Below are 17,295 nucleotides of genomic sequence, written 5' to 3'. Positions count from 1 at the left end.
AGTCGTTATCGACGACTAGCTTTTCTTCTTTGTTTTTCCTTGATCAAAAGCCCGAGCTCCCGGCCTGTGGCTCCGGCAACAGAGGTATTTTCCTGTGCTCTTCGGAAAAGGTATGGCATAACAGCCTTCACTGGTCCGTAAGGCATGTATTTGGCAACATTATAACCATGTGCAGCCAAGTTGAAACTCAAATTGTCTGACATTCCTAAAAGTTGTGCAAAATAAATACGGTCTGAAGATCTGTCGATACCACGTCTGTCAATTTCCTTGGCCAATAACATGCTACTGTCTTCGTTGTGCGTGCCAGCCATCAGTCCAAAGCTATCCAAGTGATCCAGTATAAACTCAATTGCATCATTATAGTCTCTATCAGAAGCCGCTTTATTCGGCTGGATCGGGTCTGCATACCCCATTTGATTGGCACGGGCACGTTCGATTTCCATATAGGCACCACGTACTATTTTTGCTCCCATATGGAAACCCCTTACCTTGGCATATTCAAAATCAGCTTTTAAAGAAGCTAATTTATCGCTGCGGTACAGTTGATAGGTATTATAGACAATAGGTTTTTCCATATTGTATTTCTCCATCATCTCGCGAGCGATATCGTCAATAGCATCCTGGATCCAGGAATGCTCGGCATCGACCAAGACCTTTACCCCAGCTTCGTGACAGGCTTTACAGATGCGGTCCGTACGATCCAACATACGTTGGTATTCAGCTTGTTCCGATGTTGTTAATGTTTCTTTTGCATTCACCTTCTCGAACAATTCAAAACGACCTAATCCTGTTGGCTTAAAAACTGAAAATGGGATATATTTATTTTTGCTTGCAGCAATGACCGTACGTAACACTTCATCACAGCAGGCATCAAATGCACTTTCTGTCTCTTCACCTTCAACTGAATAGTCCAGGATGGTTCCGACGCCATTTTCACCCAATTCATTGATCGCTGTTTCGCAACCCGCGATGGTTTCTCCTCCACAAAAATGTTTGAAGATTGTACTTCGGATGATACCTTGGATCGGCAGTCCAATATTCAGCGCAAAGTTGGTCATGGATGGACCTACTTTTGTCAAAAAGTTATTCGCTATTATTTTGAATAACCAATACGCTCTTTCTAAATCCTTATCGCTTTTACTTTTAAAAGCAATCTCTGTATTATCAAAGGACAATGTTCTGGGCTCAGAATTCTCAATCATAATCTTTATTTGCAATAAGGCAAATGTAGCAATTTAGTAAACATTAAAACGATGATTATTCTTGTATTCCTCGCTTAAACCACTATTTTTGTGAAATGCAAGAATTTAAAATCGAAGGGGAATATATACAGCTTATTCAGTTACTCAAAGCTTTAAATTGGGTGGAGCATGGTGCTATGGCTCAGTGGGTTGTTGCTGAGGGTTATGTGAAGTATAACGGTCAGGTTGATTATCGCAAAAGACTGAAATTGAAGCCCGGGGATGTTGTTGAATTTGATGGGATGGAAATAAAATTGGTGTAATATTAAACAATATTGGTAAATAGAAAACTTAAACCTTAAAGAATCGTAGAATGGAAGTCATAGAAAGTTTGGGCTATCAGGTATATTTTGATGATACGTTGGTCTCACTGGAGACGTTTTTATCGGAACGCAAATATTCAAAAATTATCGTTTTGGTAGATACCAATACCTTAGACAATTGCTTGCCTTTGTTTCAACAGGCCTTACCTAATTTAACGAACTATGACGTCATAGAAGTAGATCCGGGCGAAGAGAATAAAAATATAGATTTTTGTATTGGCGTGTGGCAGAATATGCTTGATTTTGGCGCTGACAGGCATTCGTTGCTGATTAACCTTGGTGGCGGTGTCGTCACCGACATGGGCGGTTTTGCAGCATCCACGTTTAAACGCGGAATGGACTTTATTCAGGTTCCGACCACCTTGCTTTCGCAGGTAGATGCCTCCGTAGGGGGGAAGACGGGGATTGATATGGGTAATGTGAAGAATATTATCGGGACATTTGCACAACCACAGGCCGTATTTATTTCGAGTCAATTTTTAAAAACATTGGAACAACGGCAATTGATCTCTGGGTTTGCCGAAGTCATTAAACACGGGCTGATCTTTGACCGGGATTACTACAACCATGTAAAAACATTAGCTATTACTCAAGTAGACAATACACTGGTGAAGCATTCTGTTTCCATTAAAAATAAAGTGATTTTAGACGATCCCAAAGAAAAAGGTATTCGCAAGATCCTCAATTTCGGACATACAATTGGCCATGCCATTGAAGGATATTCGTTGCTGAATGACCGTAAGCCTTTGCTGCATGGGGAGGCAATAGCTGTGGGGATGATCTGTGAAGGTTATCTTTCACATAAATTGAATGGACTTTCGTTGGATGAATTAAATGACCTGATTGCTACTTTCAGAAGATACTTTGACGATTATTCGTTTACTCCCGCCATAGATACAACTTTGTTGGATTTGATGCGCAATGATAAGAAAAACTTGTCTAATCAGATCGGTTTTGCACTACTTGATAAGATTGGTAGCTGTCAGTATGATATTTTCGTCTCTGAGGAGGATATTATCGAAAGTCTTGATTTCTATCGGGAGCTAACAGCACGATAAAATTTTGAAAAAGCCGTGTACGGGGAGAGTACATGGCTTTTTCTATCATCAAATAACTTTTAAATGCATGAAAAAGTGCAGTGATTCAAACTTGTAGAAAACCTAAACTAAAATTTAATAATAACCAACTATATCATGAATAAATTCTTCATTTTTCTGTTTTTCTTTTTTGCGGTGAGCATGACCGCCATTGCACAAAAAAGGGTGCTGATTTTTAGTAAAACGCAAGGGTTTAGACACAGTAGTATCGAAAAAGGTGCTCAGGTGCTGAAACAATTGTTGGACAAGGAAAAGATCGCCTCTGATCATTCCGAAGATGCGGCTCTTTTTACGGATCAAGGATTAAAAAAATACGACGCGGTCATTTTTTTAAGTACCACAGGTAATATTTTGGACGACACGCAGCAAGAAGCGTTTGTCCGTTATATTCAATCAGGCAAAGGCTTTGTGGGGATCCACGCGGCAACGGATACCGAATATGATTGGCCTTGGTATAACGGTTTGGTGGGAGCCTATTTTACCTCACATCCCGCCGTACAGCAAGCAAAGATAGATGTTCTCGACAGGAAACATGCGGCCACCAAACATCTTGATCCCGTCTGGCAGCATAAGGATGAATGGTACAATTTTAAAGATGTCAAAGATGATTTACACGTGTTGATGAACTTGGACGAGAAAAGTTACAATGGCGGAAAAATGGGGGATAATCACCCGATTTCCTGGAGTCAGGATTACGATGGCGGAAAAGTTTTTTATACAGGACTCGGGCATACGGAAGAATCTTATGATGAGCCCAAATTTCAGAAACACGTGATCGGCGGCATCTTATCTGTACTTCCCAAAAAATAGTATGGTCACCATCGACGATTAGTGTTTCGTTTTTAGGGATTTAAAGAAATATGCCCCTTAAATAGCTGTTGTTTTAAGGGGCATATTATGTATATAAGCTTTTATTTCGCTGGAAGTGCCTTGGTTTCTTCTTTAGCGTTTTCCTCTTTATAAGATAGGTCTAGTACTTGAATTTATATTTCGCTCCGAGACTAAACCATCTTCCCGGCATTGGTACCGCTGCGGCTTCAATATAACTCTTGTCAAAAATATTTTGTATATCTGCAAAAACAAGAAGGTCAGCAAACTGATAGGAAGCTCTTAAATCGGCAATAAAATAGTTTTTATAGCTGATCCGCTCGTTAAAACGATTGGCTGTTGTCAGCATCCAGTTTTTATGATTTACCGTAAAATTAACTATAACCTGATGTCTTAGATTTTCGATCGCATATTTGGAACGGAGTCCGTCTTCAATTTTAATTTTGGGATTCAGGTAGTTATAACTCACTGTCGTGTAATATCGGGTGGCAGCCGAGGGATCGCTGAGTTGGTAGCGGAAAGATGTATTGAAGCCATCGACTGTGTTCTTGCCAATATTGGAAGGTTTCCAGGGAACTACAGTTCCTTCAGCAACGGCTCCGTCGGTTTTTTGCCAGTCTATGAAATCATTTATATTTCGGTGGAAATAGCTTGCCTGAGCAACAATACGATTCGATAAATACTTGATGCCACCTTCAATCTGGTAGGCATTTTCCGATGTCAGGTCCGGGTTTCCGATATTAGCCGTTTGATTGGTATATAGGTCCGTAAATGACGGAATGCGTTGAGCGGATCCTGCACTGAAGACAAATTTCCAGCGTTCGGTTATCGCGTAGCCTAAGTCAAGTCCGGGGAACACTTGCCATCCGAACTTGGAATTGTAATTTACATACGCTCCCGCATTAACCATGAGTTTGCTGATCGCTTCGGTCTTAAATTCGAGGTAACCGCCGTAATTTTCCCGATTATGTGAGCCAATCGCCGTGCTATTGATTCGTTCAAATCTGCTTTCCAGTCCAATTCCAAAGGAGCCATAATGCTTTTCCAAAGCCGCATTTACCTCAGCTCCGAAGACGTTGCTATAATGTTTTGATCTTCCTTTGGTCGTTTCCTTTCCCAAATACCAGTATTCGTCTTCGTTGTATCGGTTGCTGAGCCTCGGGCTGATTGAAAATGCAGGACTCAGCTGATGTTTCGACTGTATAGATGAAAATGCTGTTTTAACTTGCTCATAAGCTTCTTTATCTGTCGGGGCAGCATAATATCCATTGGCACCAAACTGATTGTCAATGTAGCCAAAGTTTGCTTTTATTTGATTGGATTCATTTGGCTGGTAGGTACCGTCATAATACAATTTGTTGTTATTGGAGGCTGTATTGTAACGCTGGCCATTGGAATCTTCATGGCCGAGATAGAGACCATGACTTGTATGCCCGTTGTTGAACTGTGCCGCCAGTTGGGCTCCTTTTCCATAGTATTTGCCCGAGCTGGCCTGTTCATTGCCTTTAAATGAAGAACCGCCATAAGCCTGTGCAGTAATCAGATTGGATTCCACTTTTTTGGTCACGATATTGATTGCGCCGGTCAGGGCATTTATACCGTAGATACGCGAAGCCGGTCCCCGGATGATTTCAATACGTTCAATTGCTTCCACAGGTACGGGTAGATTCATGTTATGGTGTGCACTCTGTGGGTCCGTAATTTTTACACCGTTCAATAGTATAGCTGTTTGTTCAAACGAACCACCATCTATACTAATATCTGCCTGCGAGCCAAATGGTCCTCTCTGCCGCACATCTACGCCTGGAATATTCGTTAGTAGCTCGTTGATCGAACGGTTGGGAAGGCGCTGAATATCTTCCTGTGTAAGGATCTGTATATTCTTACTTTGTTTCGAGAAGGGAATCTGAAGTCTATTCTGATTGATAACAACCTCATTCAATGCTGTTGTATCTTTTACCTGTGCAAAGGAGGTGCCCACAGTCAGCACGATAGCAAGTTTTGTTAACGCAGTTTTCTTATTCAACATGATTTATCTAGTTGCCCTATTAAATCCGAACTAATTGAAAGTAAGGTGGAGCTATAAGTTCGCATCATTACTTTTAATTAATCTGTACCAGACCGTTTTCGTGTCATTCTAAAATTACGGTCGGGCCATTCATAGGTTTTATGCCGCAAAACTAGTGCAGATGAATAAGAAAGTAAATACTCCGGTATCAATATAGTGTGTAGTCCGGTTGTATTTATCTGCTCTTATTACATCCATTCTTCTCGGCCAATCGGTTTTTTATCCTTGATGATAATGCTATCTGCCTTATTTTCGAATTTTATCGTTGTGGAAAGCTCGGGTTGTCCGGATTCAATCCAGGCAGAATACCAGTACGAAGCTACGCGCAGGATCGTTCTGCGCATTCTTCGTTCCACCATTCCGTTCAAAGCCTGATGGTAAGCCTTTGCATAATCGTCCGAATAGGTCCATAATAACTGATTGTTTCGCTCAATAAACGAGTTTTTTTGTGAAGCTTTAAATTGTTTGTTGAGCAAAGACTCCATATGAAGTACGGAGTCAACGAGTAGGTTACTCTCACGGACAATATTCCATGCTTCACTTAGGGGATCCTCGATATAAATCGCCTTTCCGACGAGGAGGTTATAGCTGTCGGCGAACATTTCGGGTAATCGGCTTTCCCAAAAAGCATGAATTCCGATCTGACCGGTTAATTGTCCGTTGTAATTTTTGGTTGTATGTAGCGGAACGTGGGCATCGGCGATATAATGTCCAAGATCTGCCGAATGCCTGATGATTTTGTCGTAGTCTTTCGAGTGGAAAGCTTTTACAAGTTTGAGATAAGTAAAGTGGATCTGCCAGGGGACGATGCCATTTTTGAGTAGCTGTCTTTCTTGGAATTTCTCTTTGGCCTGTGACCAATGGATGGGTATTGAATCTATTTGTCGATCTTCCCGATAATCTTCAACGTCTATAAAATGCCGTGGCCCTTCCGCACTGTCAATAAAACAACGTTTATCGGGATCAACAGCTTTCTCTGTAATCAGATCGATATTGGGTTTGTAAAACTTTGCCAATTTTGCAGGGAGTGCAAAAACTGCATAATGGTTAATTTTTTTATGTGCAAAAAATCCCCAGGAACTAAATGTGAGCAGAGCCACAATGGAAAGTGTCCAAAGGAGAGGATACTTTATCATAGTAAATTGGTTATTAAATAATTGTTGGTATTAAATATACGCAAAAAGAAAGTAAATGTGTATTAACTGGATTGGTTTATTGTGTTAATTTATATTTTCTTAACCCAACGAAACAATAAAATAATATTGAAATTCGTTAAAATTCATTAATTTGCCGACACAAAATACAATCGTTATGAAGATATTGTATGCCGTACAAGGGACCGGTAACGGACATCTAAGCCGTGCTATGGATATTGTTCCCTGTTTGAAAGCCTTAGGAGAAGTGGATGTTTTGGTCAGTGGGATTCAGGCGGATCTTTCGTTGCCTTTCGAAGTCAAGTATCGCTTTCATGGTTTAAGTTTCATATTTGGAAAATCCGGGGGGGTGGATCTGTGGAAGACCTTTATGAGCTCAACCATACGTAAATTTACCAACGAGATCAAGAGTTTGCCGATCGAAGATTATGATCTGGTTATAAATGATTTTGAGCCCATTTCGGCCTGGGCTTGTCATTCTAAAGATCTCCAATGTATTGGACTGAGCCATCAGATCGGTGCCTTGGACCCCGCGAGCCCTAAACCAGAAGAAAGTGACATGTTAGGGAAGTTTATTATGAAAAATTATGCTCCCGCAACGCATTCTTATGGCTTTCATTTTAAAAGATATGCCAAAAATATTTTTCCGCCAGTTATCCGGAATGCTGTTCGCGATCTAAGTGTTACGGACGAGGGGCATTATACGGTTTATTTACCAGCATACGATGATGCACACTTACTGAAGCATTTAATGAAATTTCCTGATGTGAAGTGGGATGTATTCAGTAAGCACAATTCAAGACCATTTGAAATGAAGAATGTGACCATAAGACCCATCAATAACCAGGCTTTTATTGATAGTATGGCATCTTCTTCAGGAGTTTTATGCGGTGCGGGTTTTGAAACCCCCGCAGAAGCCTTATATTTGAAAAAGAAACTGTTGGTCGTCCCAATGAAAAATCAATATGAACAGCATCTGAATGCCGCATCATTGGAAGAAATGGGGGTACCGGTAATTTCGAGTTTAAAACAGAAAAATATGCTAGCCATAGAAGCTTGGCTAAACAGTAAATCAAGGGTTGAAGTTGATTACCCTAATATAACTCAGGAAATTATTGAAGAAATTGTGCAAAAGCACCGTTAAGTAAACATGAAATACATCGCATTAGCCCTATTGTCTCTGACAACCGTGACTGGATTTGCCCAGCAGAAAAAAAAGACCAGTTCGGTCAGAAAAAAAACGACGGCAACAAAACCTGGTTCAACCAATGTGTTAACTAGCAGAGCTGACTCCGTATCGTATGCATTTGGTATGGATATTGGAAAATCGCTAAAATCTACTGAAGTAGACTATTTAAAAGCTGATGTTATCGCAAAAGCAATTACCGCTACTTTAAAAAACGAGAAAACCTTATTGGAAGATGGACAAACAAGAGAGGTTATCCAGAAAGCCATTATGGACATACGCGCTGAGAAAGAGGCCATAAGTCGCGCCCAAGAAGATAAGTTCTTTGCTGAAAATGCAAAAATAGCTGGGATGAAAACAACAGCCGAAGGAATTCAGTATCTTGTATTAAATCAGGCAGAAGGTGCAAAACCTAGCACCAATGACGAAGTTACCGTACATTATAAGGGAACTTTATTGAACGGGAAACAGTTTGACAGTTCTTATGATCGCAATGAGCCATTAAAACTTTCGTTGGGTCAAGTGATTAAAGGCTGGCAGATCGGTATTCCATTGATGTCAAAAGGGGCTAAATATAAATTTTTTATACCAAGCCGACTAGCTTATGGTGAAAGAGCTACGGGTGAGATTCCAGCCAATAGTACCTTGGTGTTTGAGGTGGAATTGCTTGATTTCAACACAAATGAAACAACGTAAATTAGGTAACAGTGGCCTGATGGTTTCGGAAATTGGTTTGGGCTGTATGTCGTTAAAAAGCAATCAGCCCAAGCAATCCAAAGATATTATCCAAAAGGCTTTCGATATAGGGATTACATTTTTTGATACAGCGGACCTTTATGACAAAGGTCAAAATGAGATGGCTGTCGGTGATAGTGTACAGGCTTTTCGCAAACAAATTGTATTAGCCAGTAAAGTAGGTAATCTCTGGCGGGCGGATGGCTCGGGCTGGGACTGGAAAGCATCAAAAGATTATATTGTCAAAGCTATTGAAGGGTCACTTTCACGATTGAAAACAGATTACATCGATCTCTATCAGCTGCATGGCGGTACTATTGATGATCCGATAGATGAAATAATTGAAGCTTTTGAACTACTGAAGAAGCAAGGGAAGATCCGTGCCTACGGACTGTCGTCCATTCGTCCTAATGTCATTAAAGAATTTCTGTCAAAATCTGCAATTTCGTCGGTCATGATGCAGTATAATCTCCTGGACAGAAGGCTCGAGGAGGAGATGGATACATTGTTGACCGCAAACGATGTGTGTATTCTGGCCCGGGGCACATTGGCAAAAGGACTTTTAGTAAATAAACCTGTGGAACCTTATCTTCAATATACGTCGGGAGAGGTGTCACATCTGCTCCGTAACCTGGACAAGATGGTGAAACAATCGGGAAAAGACAGAACGACTGAAGCTTTATCCTACGTACTTTCCAATGCTGCCGTAGCGACGGCGGTGGTAGGGGTGAGCACCAGGCTACAACTCGATGAATTGACGGCGACAAAACAGCAGCTTGCCCAATTGAATGCGCAGGACAAAAAGAAATTATTGGACGGTGTCCGGTCTTTGCTGTATACCGAACACCGATAGGTCGCAATTATTTGTTAAAAAATAACTTTAAAATCTTATCAAGATCTTCTTTCGTGTCCACAGCAACAGTTTCATGTGTGGTCACTGCGGTTTGTATTGCATACCCGTTTTCTATCCAGCGTAACTGTTCAAGTGCTTCAGCTTCCTCAAGACCCGAGACTGGTAGCTGGGTCAATGCCCTTAACGTATCCACTTGGTAGGCATAAATTCCAATATGTTTGTAGAATTTCTGCTTCTCAAGCCATTGCTCCTGATTAACTCCTCTTAAAAAGGGGATCGTTTGCCTGCTGAAATAGATGGCTTCACCGGAGACGTTTCGGACGACTTTTGGAATATTCAGATTGAACAATTCTTCCGATGTTTTGATCTCTTTTACTAAAGTCGCTATTTTGGTCTGTGGATTTTCAAAACAAGCTGCAAGTAAATCAATTTGTTCAGGGTTAATAAAAGGCTCGTCACCCTGAATGTTGATGACAACATCATACTCCTGATCATGGCTGATGACTTCGGCACAGCGGTCTGTACCCGATTGATGCGTTTCGGAGGTCATGACCACATTACCGCCAAAAGAGCGTACTTCGGATGCGATACGTTGATCGTCTGTAGCGACAATTACTTTGGTTATTTTTTTTGATTTTTTTACCTGCTCGTAGACCCGTTGGATCATGGTCTGACCTTCAATATCAACCAACGGTTTGCCGGGAAATCTACTGGAAGCAAATCGCGCTGGAATAATGCCTAAAAATTTCATGATACTTTGTGAATTTTTACGTATTAAAAAGCCTGTAAATGGATGATTTTACAGGCTTTTGTCTATTTGTTTTCTGCGATTATTCAAACAACCCGAATAATTCAGCTTCTATTTTTTGTATAATGCCACCCAGATCTTCGGGGTTAGAAGTAAAGTCAAGGTTATCCTTGTCGAGGATCATCACTTTTCCTTCTTTATAATTATTGATCCATTTGTCATATTTATCATTCAGTTTAGATAAATAATCCAATCGGATTGCTGATTCATAATCACGCCCTCTTTTTTGAATATTGTTTACCAAAGTAGGGACAGAGGCTTTCAGGTAGATCAGCAGATCTGGTGGTTTAATGTAATGAATTATACTTTGGAAGATGTTGCTATAGTTTTCAAAGTCACGTGCACTCATTAAGCCCATATCATACAAGTTTTCAGCGAAGATATAAGCATCTTCATAGATCGTGCGATCCTGAATCATATCTATGTTTGTTTCCTGAAGCTTTACGATGTGTCTAAAGCGACTATTTAAGAAGAAAATCTGAAGGTTGAAGGCCCAACGTTTCATGTCTGAATAAAAATCTTCCAGATAGGGATTATTGTCTACCGCCTCAAATTGAGGCTCAAATTTGAAATGACTCGCCAATAATTCCGTTAGCGTTGTTTTTCCAGCACCTATATTTCCTACGATAGCTATATGCATATTCTCTTTCCTTATTTAATAAAATCTTTTGATACCAATGATCTCACGCACTTCTTTCAGTGTTTTGCGAGCAGACTCTCCCGCCTTTTCAGCGCCTAATTTTGCAACTTTTGCGATATAGGCATCATCGTTTGATATATCCTCGATACGTAGGCGTACATCATTTGTTGCCAATACCATATCTTCTGCCAATTGCTTCTTGAAATCGCCATAACGAATCTCACATTTATTATAAAGCTCATCAAAGTGCTGTAATGTGTCAGGCGTAGAAACTACTTTCATTAAATCAAATAGATTTTGGATTGCTTCAGGTTTGGCCTGGTTCATTTCAGTCGGACCTGAATCAGAAACGGCACGCATTACTTTTTTGCGAATGGCATCGGCGCTATCTGAAAGGTAGATACAGTCGGCTTCACCATTGGATTTGCCCATTTTGCCCTGTCCGGCTAATCCCGGTATTTTAACCAATTTGTCTGAATAGGAAAAAGCAAAAGCTTCTTTAAAATAATCGACATTATATAAACGGTTAAAGCGATTACCAAATGTACGCGTCATTTCCAGATGTTGTTCCTGATCTTTGCCGACAGGAACTTTCGTTCCGTGGTGAATCAGGATATCGCAAGCCATCAATACTGGGTACGTGAGTAAGCCGGCATTGACATTATCCGGATTGCTGCGTACTTTGTCTTTAAACGCGGTAGCTCGTTCAAGCTCACCTAAGTATGCATTCATATTCATGTAAAGGTAAAGCTCAGCAACTTCCGGAACATCAGACTGGACGTAGATGGTTGATTTTTCAGGGTCGATTCCAGCCGCCAAATATTCAACAATAACTTGACGTACAGTTCCCTGGAGGCCATGTGGTGTAGGGTGTGTCGTCAACGAATGTAGATCCGCAATAAAAAAAAAGCAATTATATTCATTTTGCATTTTCACAAAATTGCTCAATGCGCCATAGTAATTTCCTAAATGTAATTTTCCGGTACTTCTGATACCACTAACAACTGTTTCCATATTCCTGCGAATTTACGGATAAATTTGACAAAGTAGAATTAAATTCCATGAGTCGCCCACCTTTTAATGGATAGTTGTTATTTTTTTAATTTTTTGGCCTCATTCCAATAAACGTCCATTTCTTCGAGACTCATATCCTGAAGTTTTTGATCGTTTTCGGCAGCCCTCTGCTCCAAATAGGTAAACCTTGCGATAAATTTCTTGTTGGTGCGTTCCAACGCATTTTCAGGGTTGATACCGATATGTCTGGCATAATTAATTAACGAGAATAAGAGATCTCCAAATTCGCCTTCAGCCTTTTCGCGGTCAATAGCCTCGGTTGTTTCGATATTGAATTCTGTTTTAAATTCAGCAAGTTCTTCTTCAACTTTTTCCCATACTTGTCTTTTATCTTCCCAGTCAAAACCCACACCTCTTACTTTATCCTGAATGCGATAGGCTTTGACAAGGGCAGGTAGTCCTTTTGGGACACCTGCAAGAACAGATTTATTGCCCTCTTTCAGCTTGATCGCTTCCCAGTTGGATTTGACTTGATCTTCCGTGTTTGCACTTGTGCCGGCATAGATATGAGGATGGCGCGTAATGAGTTTATCACAGATTGCATTCAGGACGTCAACGATATTAAATTGCCCTTCTTCTTCTGCTATGCGGGCATAAAATAGGAGGTGCATTAAGACATCGCCGAGTTCTTTTTTTATTTCGGGATAATCCTGTTCTAGGATGGCATCCGTCAACTCGTAGAGTTCTTCCATCGTTAGATGACGTAGCGATTCCATCGTCTGTTTCTTATCCCAGGGACACTCGAGTCTTAAGGTGTACAGTACATCAAGTAAACGCTGGAAAGCAAGTTGGGGTGTATGTTGATAAGCCGGAGCTGCTAGATTTGCCATATCATATTTCGTTTTGGTTCCACAAAAATAGAAATATGATCTTGAATAAACTATTTGAAATTGAGGAAAACAAAAACGGTTAAATAATCGTTTTATAATAAAAATGGTGATAACGGTTAAACAAAGAAGATTCAGTTATGGAAAGAATGCATGGGTATTCCTCAGCTAGTGTAGCATTGGCAAAGTTAAGTGATATGGGCTATACAATAGATTACAACATCGAATTTGATGATCTATTGGCAGATGCAGACCAGTTTAAAATTGATTATTTGTTTCGTTATGAAGGGGCCTCAGATCCGGACGATGAATCTACCGTATATGGCATAAGTAGAAATTCTGGGGAAAAAGGCGTTTTTGTGGCCGGTAATTTATCTTTGATCGAGGGCAAAAAACGGGACATTCTGCTACAGCTTGAACTTAAAGAAAGAGAGCATTAGCAATATGCAACAAAAATGACGACTATTTAGCACATAAGCAATGGAAGGGAATAGTTTTACAGAATCAGAAAGGCTCAAAGAACTTAAGACCTGGGCCTTACGTCGCGATGGAAAACCCCTGGATGGCGGGTATTCCGATTTAAATGCTGATCGTCATCTGCAAGTGTACCGCAATGAAGCGCTCAACTTAATGAAGGCAGGAGCTTACAACAGGGGTACGGGGCTTTTTGAGTCTTATGTTGAACGTCATTATCCGCAAGAGCTGGAGAAACTCATTGGTAAATTGGAACGAAGTTACGATAGTCTTGAAAAGTTCAGTCCTGACTTGCTCGAAGAAGGGTTTTATAACCTCGTTTTGGGTGATCTTCCGCTCACGATGAAAGGAACGATAGTAGTGTTGTTACGTGCAAAGGAGTCGGAATTTCCTTCCATTTATAATAATGATCAAGATGCAGATATGCGTAGTTCACCAAATTGGTTATTGAAGCAGTCTTACGGCGATATCTGGGTAGATATGCATCAAACGGCATTAAATAATATTTATTATCCGGATCGGATACTCTGATTTGGCAAAATTTTTGTTGTGAACTATCACGGTAAGGGGATACTGAAAATCAATATCCTCTTTTTTGACGCTAAATTTATTTGTGAACTATTAACCAATTTCTAAATTATAAATCATATGATTTTATACATCGGTATTTTTGTAGTGATTGTGGCAGCCTGTGTTTTTATCTCTATCATTATGATGAAAAAACAAAAAGAGACCGCCCGAAAGTATGAAGGAGAGGCCGGGATTGCTTTGGCCTCTGGGGTTAAGGATGAGTTGTTGGGCCAGGAGTTTCAAGAACTAAGCAAGCAGATGAATGGGGCACCGATTGAGGCGTTTACACAGTGTGCATACATTGCGACGGTCGGGGATAAAGTAGCTTCGGCTGCGAAAACAGCCGCTAAGACAGTGGCCTGGGCGGCTGTAGGGGTCAAAGCACGTTACCACGAGCGAGACAATGCATCTTATCTTGTCCTTAGCAATAATGAATTGCATTATGTTTTTTTTGATGACGGCGAAGCAAAGGACCATTTGGTCTTTGACCATGAAACGTTATTGAATGCCCGGCCTGCCCAGATCAGTAATTCGGAGAAAGTTACCCGGATGGGATCTATCATGGGATTGAAACCTAAAAAGATGCATCTTGACATTAATGGAAATGGGCTTGATATAATCTATTATGGTGCTGTTCAACGAATGCCAGATGGCATGATATCTCCGGGCTCGGGTATGTTTGAAACGCAGTCAAAACTTCAGTTGATGGGTCGTTTTTTTCTTAACCGACTGTATCAAAAATATCCCCAGCTCCAAGATTAAAAACACTTAGCGCTAAGGTAGTATAGCTCCATTGTTCGTAGCAATGGAGCTATTTTTTTGCCTAGGTTGAATGCCGCGGGAATGTCATTTAAGTTTCTTTTTTTTGTTTTTTTGGGGCGCAGTTTGGACAGATTGAGTTAAAATTTTGGTAAATTGTATATGTCATAAAATTTATATACTATGGATATTTTAGCAGATAAAGTTGCTTTGGTGACAGGAGCTGGCTCCGGTATAGGGTTAGCAGTTGCTTTGGCATACGCAAAAGAAGGAGCGAAAGTAGTGGTATCGGATATTAATGAGCAGGCTGGCCTGGATGCGGTGCAACAGATTAAAGCATTGGGAGCTGAGGCCGCTTTTTATAAAGCAGATAGTTCATTGGCGGAAGATAATGAAGCCTTGGTGCGTTTTGTAGTAAACACCTATGGGAAATTGGACATTGCCTGTAATAATGCGGGTATCGGAGGTGAGGCAGCATTGACGGGAGACTATAGTTTGGACGGTTGGAAAAAGGTGATTGATATTAATTTCAATGGCGTATTCTATGGCTGCAAATACCAGCTTGAGGCCATGGAGGCAAATGGTGCTGGCGTTATTGTCAACATGGCTTCGATTCATGGCACAGTTGCCGCTCCTATGTCAAGCGCTTATACGGCGGCAAAACATGCTGTGGTAGGCCTGACTAAAAATATAGGAGCAGAATATGGTCAGAAAAATATTCGTTGCAACGCAGTAGGCCCCGGATATATCGATACGCCCCTGCTCAAAAATTTGGATGAGGAGCACGTTCATGCGTTGATTAGTAAACACCCTATTGGTCGTTTAGGGAAGGCCGAAGAGGTGGCGGAACTGGTGCTGTTTCTGAGCTCCGAAAAGTCATCTTTTATGACCGGTGGTTATTATTTGGTTGATGGCGGTTATACTGCAGTTTAATTACACGATAGATATGCAAGGAAGCGGAATTGTCCATGGAGACAGTTCTGCTTCTTTATAATGAACCTATTTTTCGATCAGATTTTCTTTGCGTAATTGTTGTTGAAATACCGGCCGATTTTCATCATCGTCGCCCGCTTCGGTTTTCAGTTTAACGAGTTTCTTTTTTAAGCGACTAATTTCTTTTGCATATTGCTTGTCATGGATTGCATTATGTGTTTCCATCGGGTCTTTTTGCAGGTCGTAAAACTCCCAGGCTGCTGCTGTAGACTTTTTGTCGCTGCCGGTCATTTCCAGCGGCTGGCCATAAAAATAAATCAGTTTGTAACGTTCATCACGCACACCCAGGTGGGCGGGACGTATGGGGTCATGTTGCCAATAACGGTAATACATGGAAGAGCGCCAACTACTTGGTGTATTTCCTTTCAGATTTTTACGAAAGCTTTCTCCTTGTATGTAAGACGGCTTTTTTATGCCGGCATAATCCGCGAATAATGCAGCGAAGTCAATATTTAAAACCATATCATTCAGCTTACTGCCAGCCTTTATTTCTTTGGGATAACTGATGATGAAAGGCATGCGTAGCGACTCTTCGTACATGAGGCGTTTGTCCATAAAATTATGTTCGCCCAAAAAATACCCTTGGTCAGAGGAAAGGATGACAACCGTATTTTCGTCTAGTTTGGCCGCTTTAAGATAGCGCATGATTTTTCCGAGATTGTCATCTATGCCCGCCACACAACGTAGGTAATCCTTCATCAATTTTTGATAGATTTTTTTTCGTGCGTCGATCGCACTCATCCCCTTGGTAGAGAAGGGAAGATCAGGGTAGGAGGTCCAGAAAGGTCCTGTTGAGGCTAGCTCATAACGATGGCCAAGTTCTTCAAGTGGCTGGCCTTCAAAAGACCTCCCTGTGGTTGTTGCGCCAGAATCCAAAAATGTTGCTGGATAAGGAACTTCAATATCCTGGTATAAGTCCTTGAACCTGTCAGCAAAGTCAAAGGGCTCATGCGTTGCTTTGTAATGGCAAAGCAAAAAGAAAGGCTTTTCCGGATTGCGTTTGGATAACCAGTCAAGACTCAGGTCTGTCGTGATGTCATCGACATAGCCCTGATAGGGAGTGCCAGCCTCTTCATTGTCATTCCAGTTATCTTTGGATAGAAATGTAGGGTTGTGATAAACACCATGTCCCGGTAATACGTTGTACTCATCAAATCCCGACGGTCTGTTTTTGAGATGCCATTTTCCAAAAACAGCCGTTTGATAACCTGCATGTTGCAAGTCTTTGGCGATATTTTCTTTATTAGGGTCTAATGCATCATCAAGGGTATATACCTTGTTTTTGTTGCTGTACTGTCCGGTAAGAATAGCTGCCCGGCTCGGCGTGCAAATGGAGTTTGTACAGAAAGCATTATTCAATATCGCACCCTGTCTGGCAAGGCTTTCGATATTTGGATTTTTTACAATATCTTTTAAAATTCCGCCATAAACACCCCATGCTTGCGCCGTGAAGTCGTCGGTCAGTATAAAGACAATATTTGGACGTGTTTTGCTATTGATTTGTTGCTGGGCCTGTGTCAGGAATGGCAGTAGGCCACAGATGAACAGGAAAATTTTTTTATTCATGTTACGCTCCTTGTGTAAAATTAAGTGTTTTAATGCAGTCGTACGGGATGTACCGATAGCACGCATAGTGGTTTAGACGCTGTTTCACAACGCAGATCA

General features: G+C 41.0%; 18 protein-coding genes. 10 read left to right on the top strand and 8 right to left on the bottom strand.

All coding sequences use genetic code 11. The features are described 5' to 3' along the window. Nucleotides 1–5: 5 nt before the first annotated feature. Nucleotides 6–1,202: a proline dehydrogenase family protein gene (locus G6053_RS16845; protein WP_165307315.1), complete on the bottom strand. Its 1,197-nt coding sequence runs from the start codon at nucleotides 1,200–1,202 to the stop codon at nucleotides 6–8. 95 nt (nucleotides 1,203–1,297) lie between these two features. On the opposite strand from G6053_RS16845, the gene G6053_RS16840 reads away from it, so the two are divergent. The 3 genes from G6053_RS16840 (at nucleotide 1,298) to G6053_RS16830 (ending at nucleotide 3,471) form a co-directional block, all read left to right on the top strand. After that, nucleotides 1,298–1,504 (top strand): RNA-binding S4 domain-containing protein, encoded by a 207-nt coding sequence (locus tag G6053_RS16840; RefSeq protein WP_104381458.1) that lies wholly within the window; start codon nucleotides 1,298–1,300, stop codon nucleotides 1,502–1,504. Nucleotides 1,505–1,554: 50 nt separating this feature from the next. Then, nucleotides 1,555–2,622: a 3-dehydroquinate synthase gene (gene aroB, locus G6053_RS16835; protein WP_165307313.1), complete on the top strand. Its 1,068-nt coding sequence runs from the start codon at nucleotides 1,555–1,557 to the stop codon at nucleotides 2,620–2,622. Nucleotides 2,623–2,757: 135 nt separating this feature from the next. Continuing rightward, complete coding sequence (locus G6053_RS16830) at nucleotides 2,758–3,471, top strand: ThuA domain-containing protein (protein WP_165307312.1); 714 nt, start codon at nucleotides 2,758–2,760, stop codon at nucleotides 3,469–3,471. 160 nt (nucleotides 3,472–3,631) lie between these two features. Here the strand turns inward: G6053_RS16830 and G6053_RS16825 are convergent, their stop codons facing one another. Together G6053_RS16825 and G6053_RS16820 are read right to left on the bottom strand one after the other, a co-directional pair. Next, nucleotides 3,632–5,518, bottom strand: a complete 1,887-nt coding sequence (locus tag G6053_RS16825) for a TonB-dependent receptor (protein WP_165307310.1) — start codon at nucleotides 5,516–5,518, stop codon at nucleotides 3,632–3,634. A gap of 227 nt (nucleotides 5,519–5,745) precedes the next feature. Then, the gene (locus G6053_RS16820) at nucleotides 5,746–6,693 is read right to left on the bottom strand and encodes a zinc dependent phospholipase C family protein (RefSeq protein WP_165307308.1); all 948 of its coding nucleotides are present in this window, start codon (nucleotides 6,691–6,693) and stop codon (nucleotides 5,746–5,748) included. Nucleotides 6,694–6,868: 175 nt separating this feature from the next. Between G6053_RS16820 and G6053_RS16815 the strand changes: the two genes are divergently transcribed. Genes G6053_RS16815 through G6053_RS16805 form a run of 3 tightly spaced genes read left to right on the top strand, consistent with a single transcriptional unit; the run spans nucleotide 6,869 to nucleotide 9,485 of the window. Then, nucleotides 6,869–7,855 carry a glycosyltransferase family protein gene (locus G6053_RS16815; RefSeq protein ID WP_104381463.1) on the top strand — a complete coding sequence of 329 codons (987 nt, stop codon included), beginning with the start codon at nucleotides 6,869–6,871 and terminating at the stop codon, nucleotides 7,853–7,855. Nucleotides 7,856–7,861: 6 nt separating this feature from the next. After that, nucleotides 7,862–8,593: an FKBP-type peptidyl-prolyl cis-trans isomerase gene (locus G6053_RS16810; protein ID WP_165307306.1), complete on the top strand. Its 732-nt coding sequence runs from the start codon at nucleotides 7,862–7,864 to the stop codon at nucleotides 8,591–8,593. Beyond that, on the top strand, nucleotides 8,580–9,485 hold the full coding sequence (locus G6053_RS16805; RefSeq protein WP_165307304.1) for an aldo/keto reductase: 906 nt from the start codon (nucleotides 8,580–8,582) through the stop codon (nucleotides 9,483–9,485). The genes G6053_RS16810 and G6053_RS16805 overlap by 14 nt, the downstream gene beginning before the upstream one ends. Nucleotides 9,486–9,492: 7 nt before the next feature. Here the strand turns inward: G6053_RS16805 and kdsB are convergent, their stop codons facing one another. From kdsB to mazG, 4 genes are all read right to left on the bottom strand, one after another. Then, entirely contained in the window at nucleotides 9,493–10,236 is a 744-nt protein-coding gene (gene kdsB, locus G6053_RS16800) for a 3-deoxy-manno-octulosonate cytidylyltransferase (RefSeq protein WP_108633666.1), read from the bottom strand. A 79-nt stretch (nucleotides 10,237–10,315) separates the two neighbouring features. Beyond that, nucleotides 10,316–10,933, bottom strand: coding sequence for a deoxynucleoside kinase (locus G6053_RS16795; RefSeq protein ID WP_104381467.1), 618 nt, complete (start codon nucleotides 10,931–10,933; stop codon nucleotides 10,316–10,318). Between the two features lie 15 nt (nucleotides 10,934–10,948). After that, complete coding sequence (gene trpS / locus G6053_RS16790; protein ID WP_108633667.1) at nucleotides 10,949–11,947, bottom strand: tryptophan--tRNA ligase; 999 nt, start codon at nucleotides 11,945–11,947, stop codon at nucleotides 10,949–10,951. Nucleotides 11,948–12,024: 77 nt separating this feature from the next. Beyond that, nucleotides 12,025–12,837, bottom strand: a complete 813-nt coding sequence (gene mazG, locus G6053_RS16785) for a nucleoside triphosphate pyrophosphohydrolase (protein ID WP_165307302.1) — start codon at nucleotides 12,835–12,837, stop codon at nucleotides 12,025–12,027. A gap of 137 nt (nucleotides 12,838–12,974) precedes the next feature. Between mazG and G6053_RS16780 the strand changes: the two genes are divergently transcribed. From G6053_RS16780 to G6053_RS16765, 4 genes are all read left to right on the top strand, one after another. Beyond that, nucleotides 12,975–13,274 carry a hypothetical protein gene (locus G6053_RS16780; protein WP_165307301.1) on the top strand — a complete coding sequence of 100 codons (300 nt, stop codon included), beginning with the start codon at nucleotides 12,975–12,977 and terminating at the stop codon, nucleotides 13,272–13,274. 40 nt (nucleotides 13,275–13,314) lie between these two features. Beyond that, on the top strand, nucleotides 13,315–13,839 hold the full coding sequence (locus G6053_RS16775) for a hypothetical protein (protein ID WP_165307299.1): 525 nt from the start codon (nucleotides 13,315–13,317) through the stop codon (nucleotides 13,837–13,839). 180 nt (nucleotides 13,840–14,019) lie between these two features. Further along, nucleotides 14,020–14,640 carry a hypothetical protein gene (locus G6053_RS16770; protein WP_165307297.1) on the top strand — a complete coding sequence of 207 codons (621 nt, stop codon included), beginning with the start codon at nucleotides 14,020–14,022 and terminating at the stop codon, nucleotides 14,638–14,640. A 180-nt stretch (nucleotides 14,641–14,820) separates the two neighbouring features. Beyond that, a complete protein-coding gene (locus G6053_RS16765) occupies nucleotides 14,821–15,570 on the top strand; it encodes a glucose 1-dehydrogenase (RefSeq protein ID WP_108633672.1) in 750 nt (249 codons plus the stop codon). 66 nt (nucleotides 15,571–15,636) lie between these two features. Here the strand turns inward: G6053_RS16765 and G6053_RS16760 are convergent, their stop codons facing one another. Then, entirely contained in the window at nucleotides 15,637–17,196 is a 1,560-nt protein-coding gene (locus G6053_RS16760; RefSeq protein WP_108633748.1) for a sulfatase, read from the bottom strand. Nucleotides 17,197–17,295 lie beyond the last annotated feature (99 nt).

The organism is Sphingobacterium sp. DR205 (assembly GCF_011064245.1).
Lineage (GTDB): Bacteria > Bacteroidota > Bacteroidia > Sphingobacteriales > Sphingobacteriaceae > Sphingobacterium > Sphingobacterium athyrii.
This window is presented reverse-complemented; position numbering and strand designations above follow the sequence as displayed.

Excerpts from the sequence above, each read along its gene's own strand:
- G6053_RS16845 (WP_165307315.1), bottom strand. The coding sequence starts at position 1,202 with ATGATTGAGAATTCTGAGCCCAGAACATTGTCCTTTGATAATACAGAG.
- G6053_RS16840 (WP_104381458.1), top strand. The coding sequence starts at position 1,298 with ATGCAAGAATTTAAAATCGAAGGGGAATATATACAGCTTATTCAGTTA.
- aroB (WP_165307313.1), top strand. The coding sequence starts at position 1,555 with ATGGAAGTCATAGAAAGTTTGGGCTATCAGGTATATTTTGATGATACG.
- G6053_RS16830 (WP_165307312.1), top strand. The coding sequence starts at position 2,758 with ATGAATAAATTCTTCATTTTTCTGTTTTTCTTTTTTGCGGTGAGCATG.
- G6053_RS16825 (WP_165307310.1), bottom strand. The coding sequence starts at position 5,518 with ATGTTGAATAAGAAAACTGCGTTAACAAAACTTGCTATCGTGCTGACT.
- G6053_RS16820 (WP_165307308.1), bottom strand. The coding sequence starts at position 6,693 with ATGATAAAGTATCCTCTCCTTTGGACACTTTCCATTGTGGCTCTGCTC.
- G6053_RS16815 (WP_104381463.1), top strand. The coding sequence starts at position 6,869 with ATGAAGATATTGTATGCCGTACAAGGGACCGGTAACGGACATCTAAGC.
- G6053_RS16810 (WP_165307306.1), top strand. The coding sequence starts at position 7,862 with ATGAAATACATCGCATTAGCCCTATTGTCTCTGACAACCGTGACTGGA.
- G6053_RS16805 (WP_165307304.1), top strand. The coding sequence starts at position 8,580 with ATGAAACAACGTAAATTAGGTAACAGTGGCCTGATGGTTTCGGAAATT.
- kdsB (WP_108633666.1), bottom strand. The coding sequence starts at position 10,236 with ATGAAATTTTTAGGCATTATTCCAGCGCGATTTGCTTCCAGTAGATTT.
- G6053_RS16795 (WP_104381467.1), bottom strand. The coding sequence starts at position 10,933 with ATGCATATAGCTATCGTAGGAAATATAGGTGCTGGAAAAACAACGCTA.
- trpS (WP_108633667.1), bottom strand. The coding sequence starts at position 11,947 with ATGGAAACAGTTGTTAGTGGTATCAGAAGTACCGGAAAATTACATTTA.
- mazG (WP_165307302.1), bottom strand. The coding sequence starts at position 12,837 with ATGGCAAATCTAGCAGCTCCGGCTTATCAACATACACCCCAACTTGCT.
- G6053_RS16780 (WP_165307301.1), top strand. The coding sequence starts at position 12,975 with ATGGAAAGAATGCATGGGTATTCCTCAGCTAGTGTAGCATTGGCAAAG.
- G6053_RS16775 (WP_165307299.1), top strand. The coding sequence starts at position 13,315 with ATGGAAGGGAATAGTTTTACAGAATCAGAAAGGCTCAAAGAACTTAAG.
- G6053_RS16770 (WP_165307297.1), top strand. The coding sequence starts at position 14,020 with ATGATGAAAAAACAAAAAGAGACCGCCCGAAAGTATGAAGGAGAGGCC.
- G6053_RS16765 (WP_108633672.1), top strand. The coding sequence starts at position 14,821 with ATGGATATTTTAGCAGATAAAGTTGCTTTGGTGACAGGAGCTGGCTCC.
- G6053_RS16760 (WP_108633748.1), bottom strand. The coding sequence starts at position 17,196 with ATGAATAAAAAAATTTTCCTGTTCATCTGTGGCCTACTGCCATTCCTG.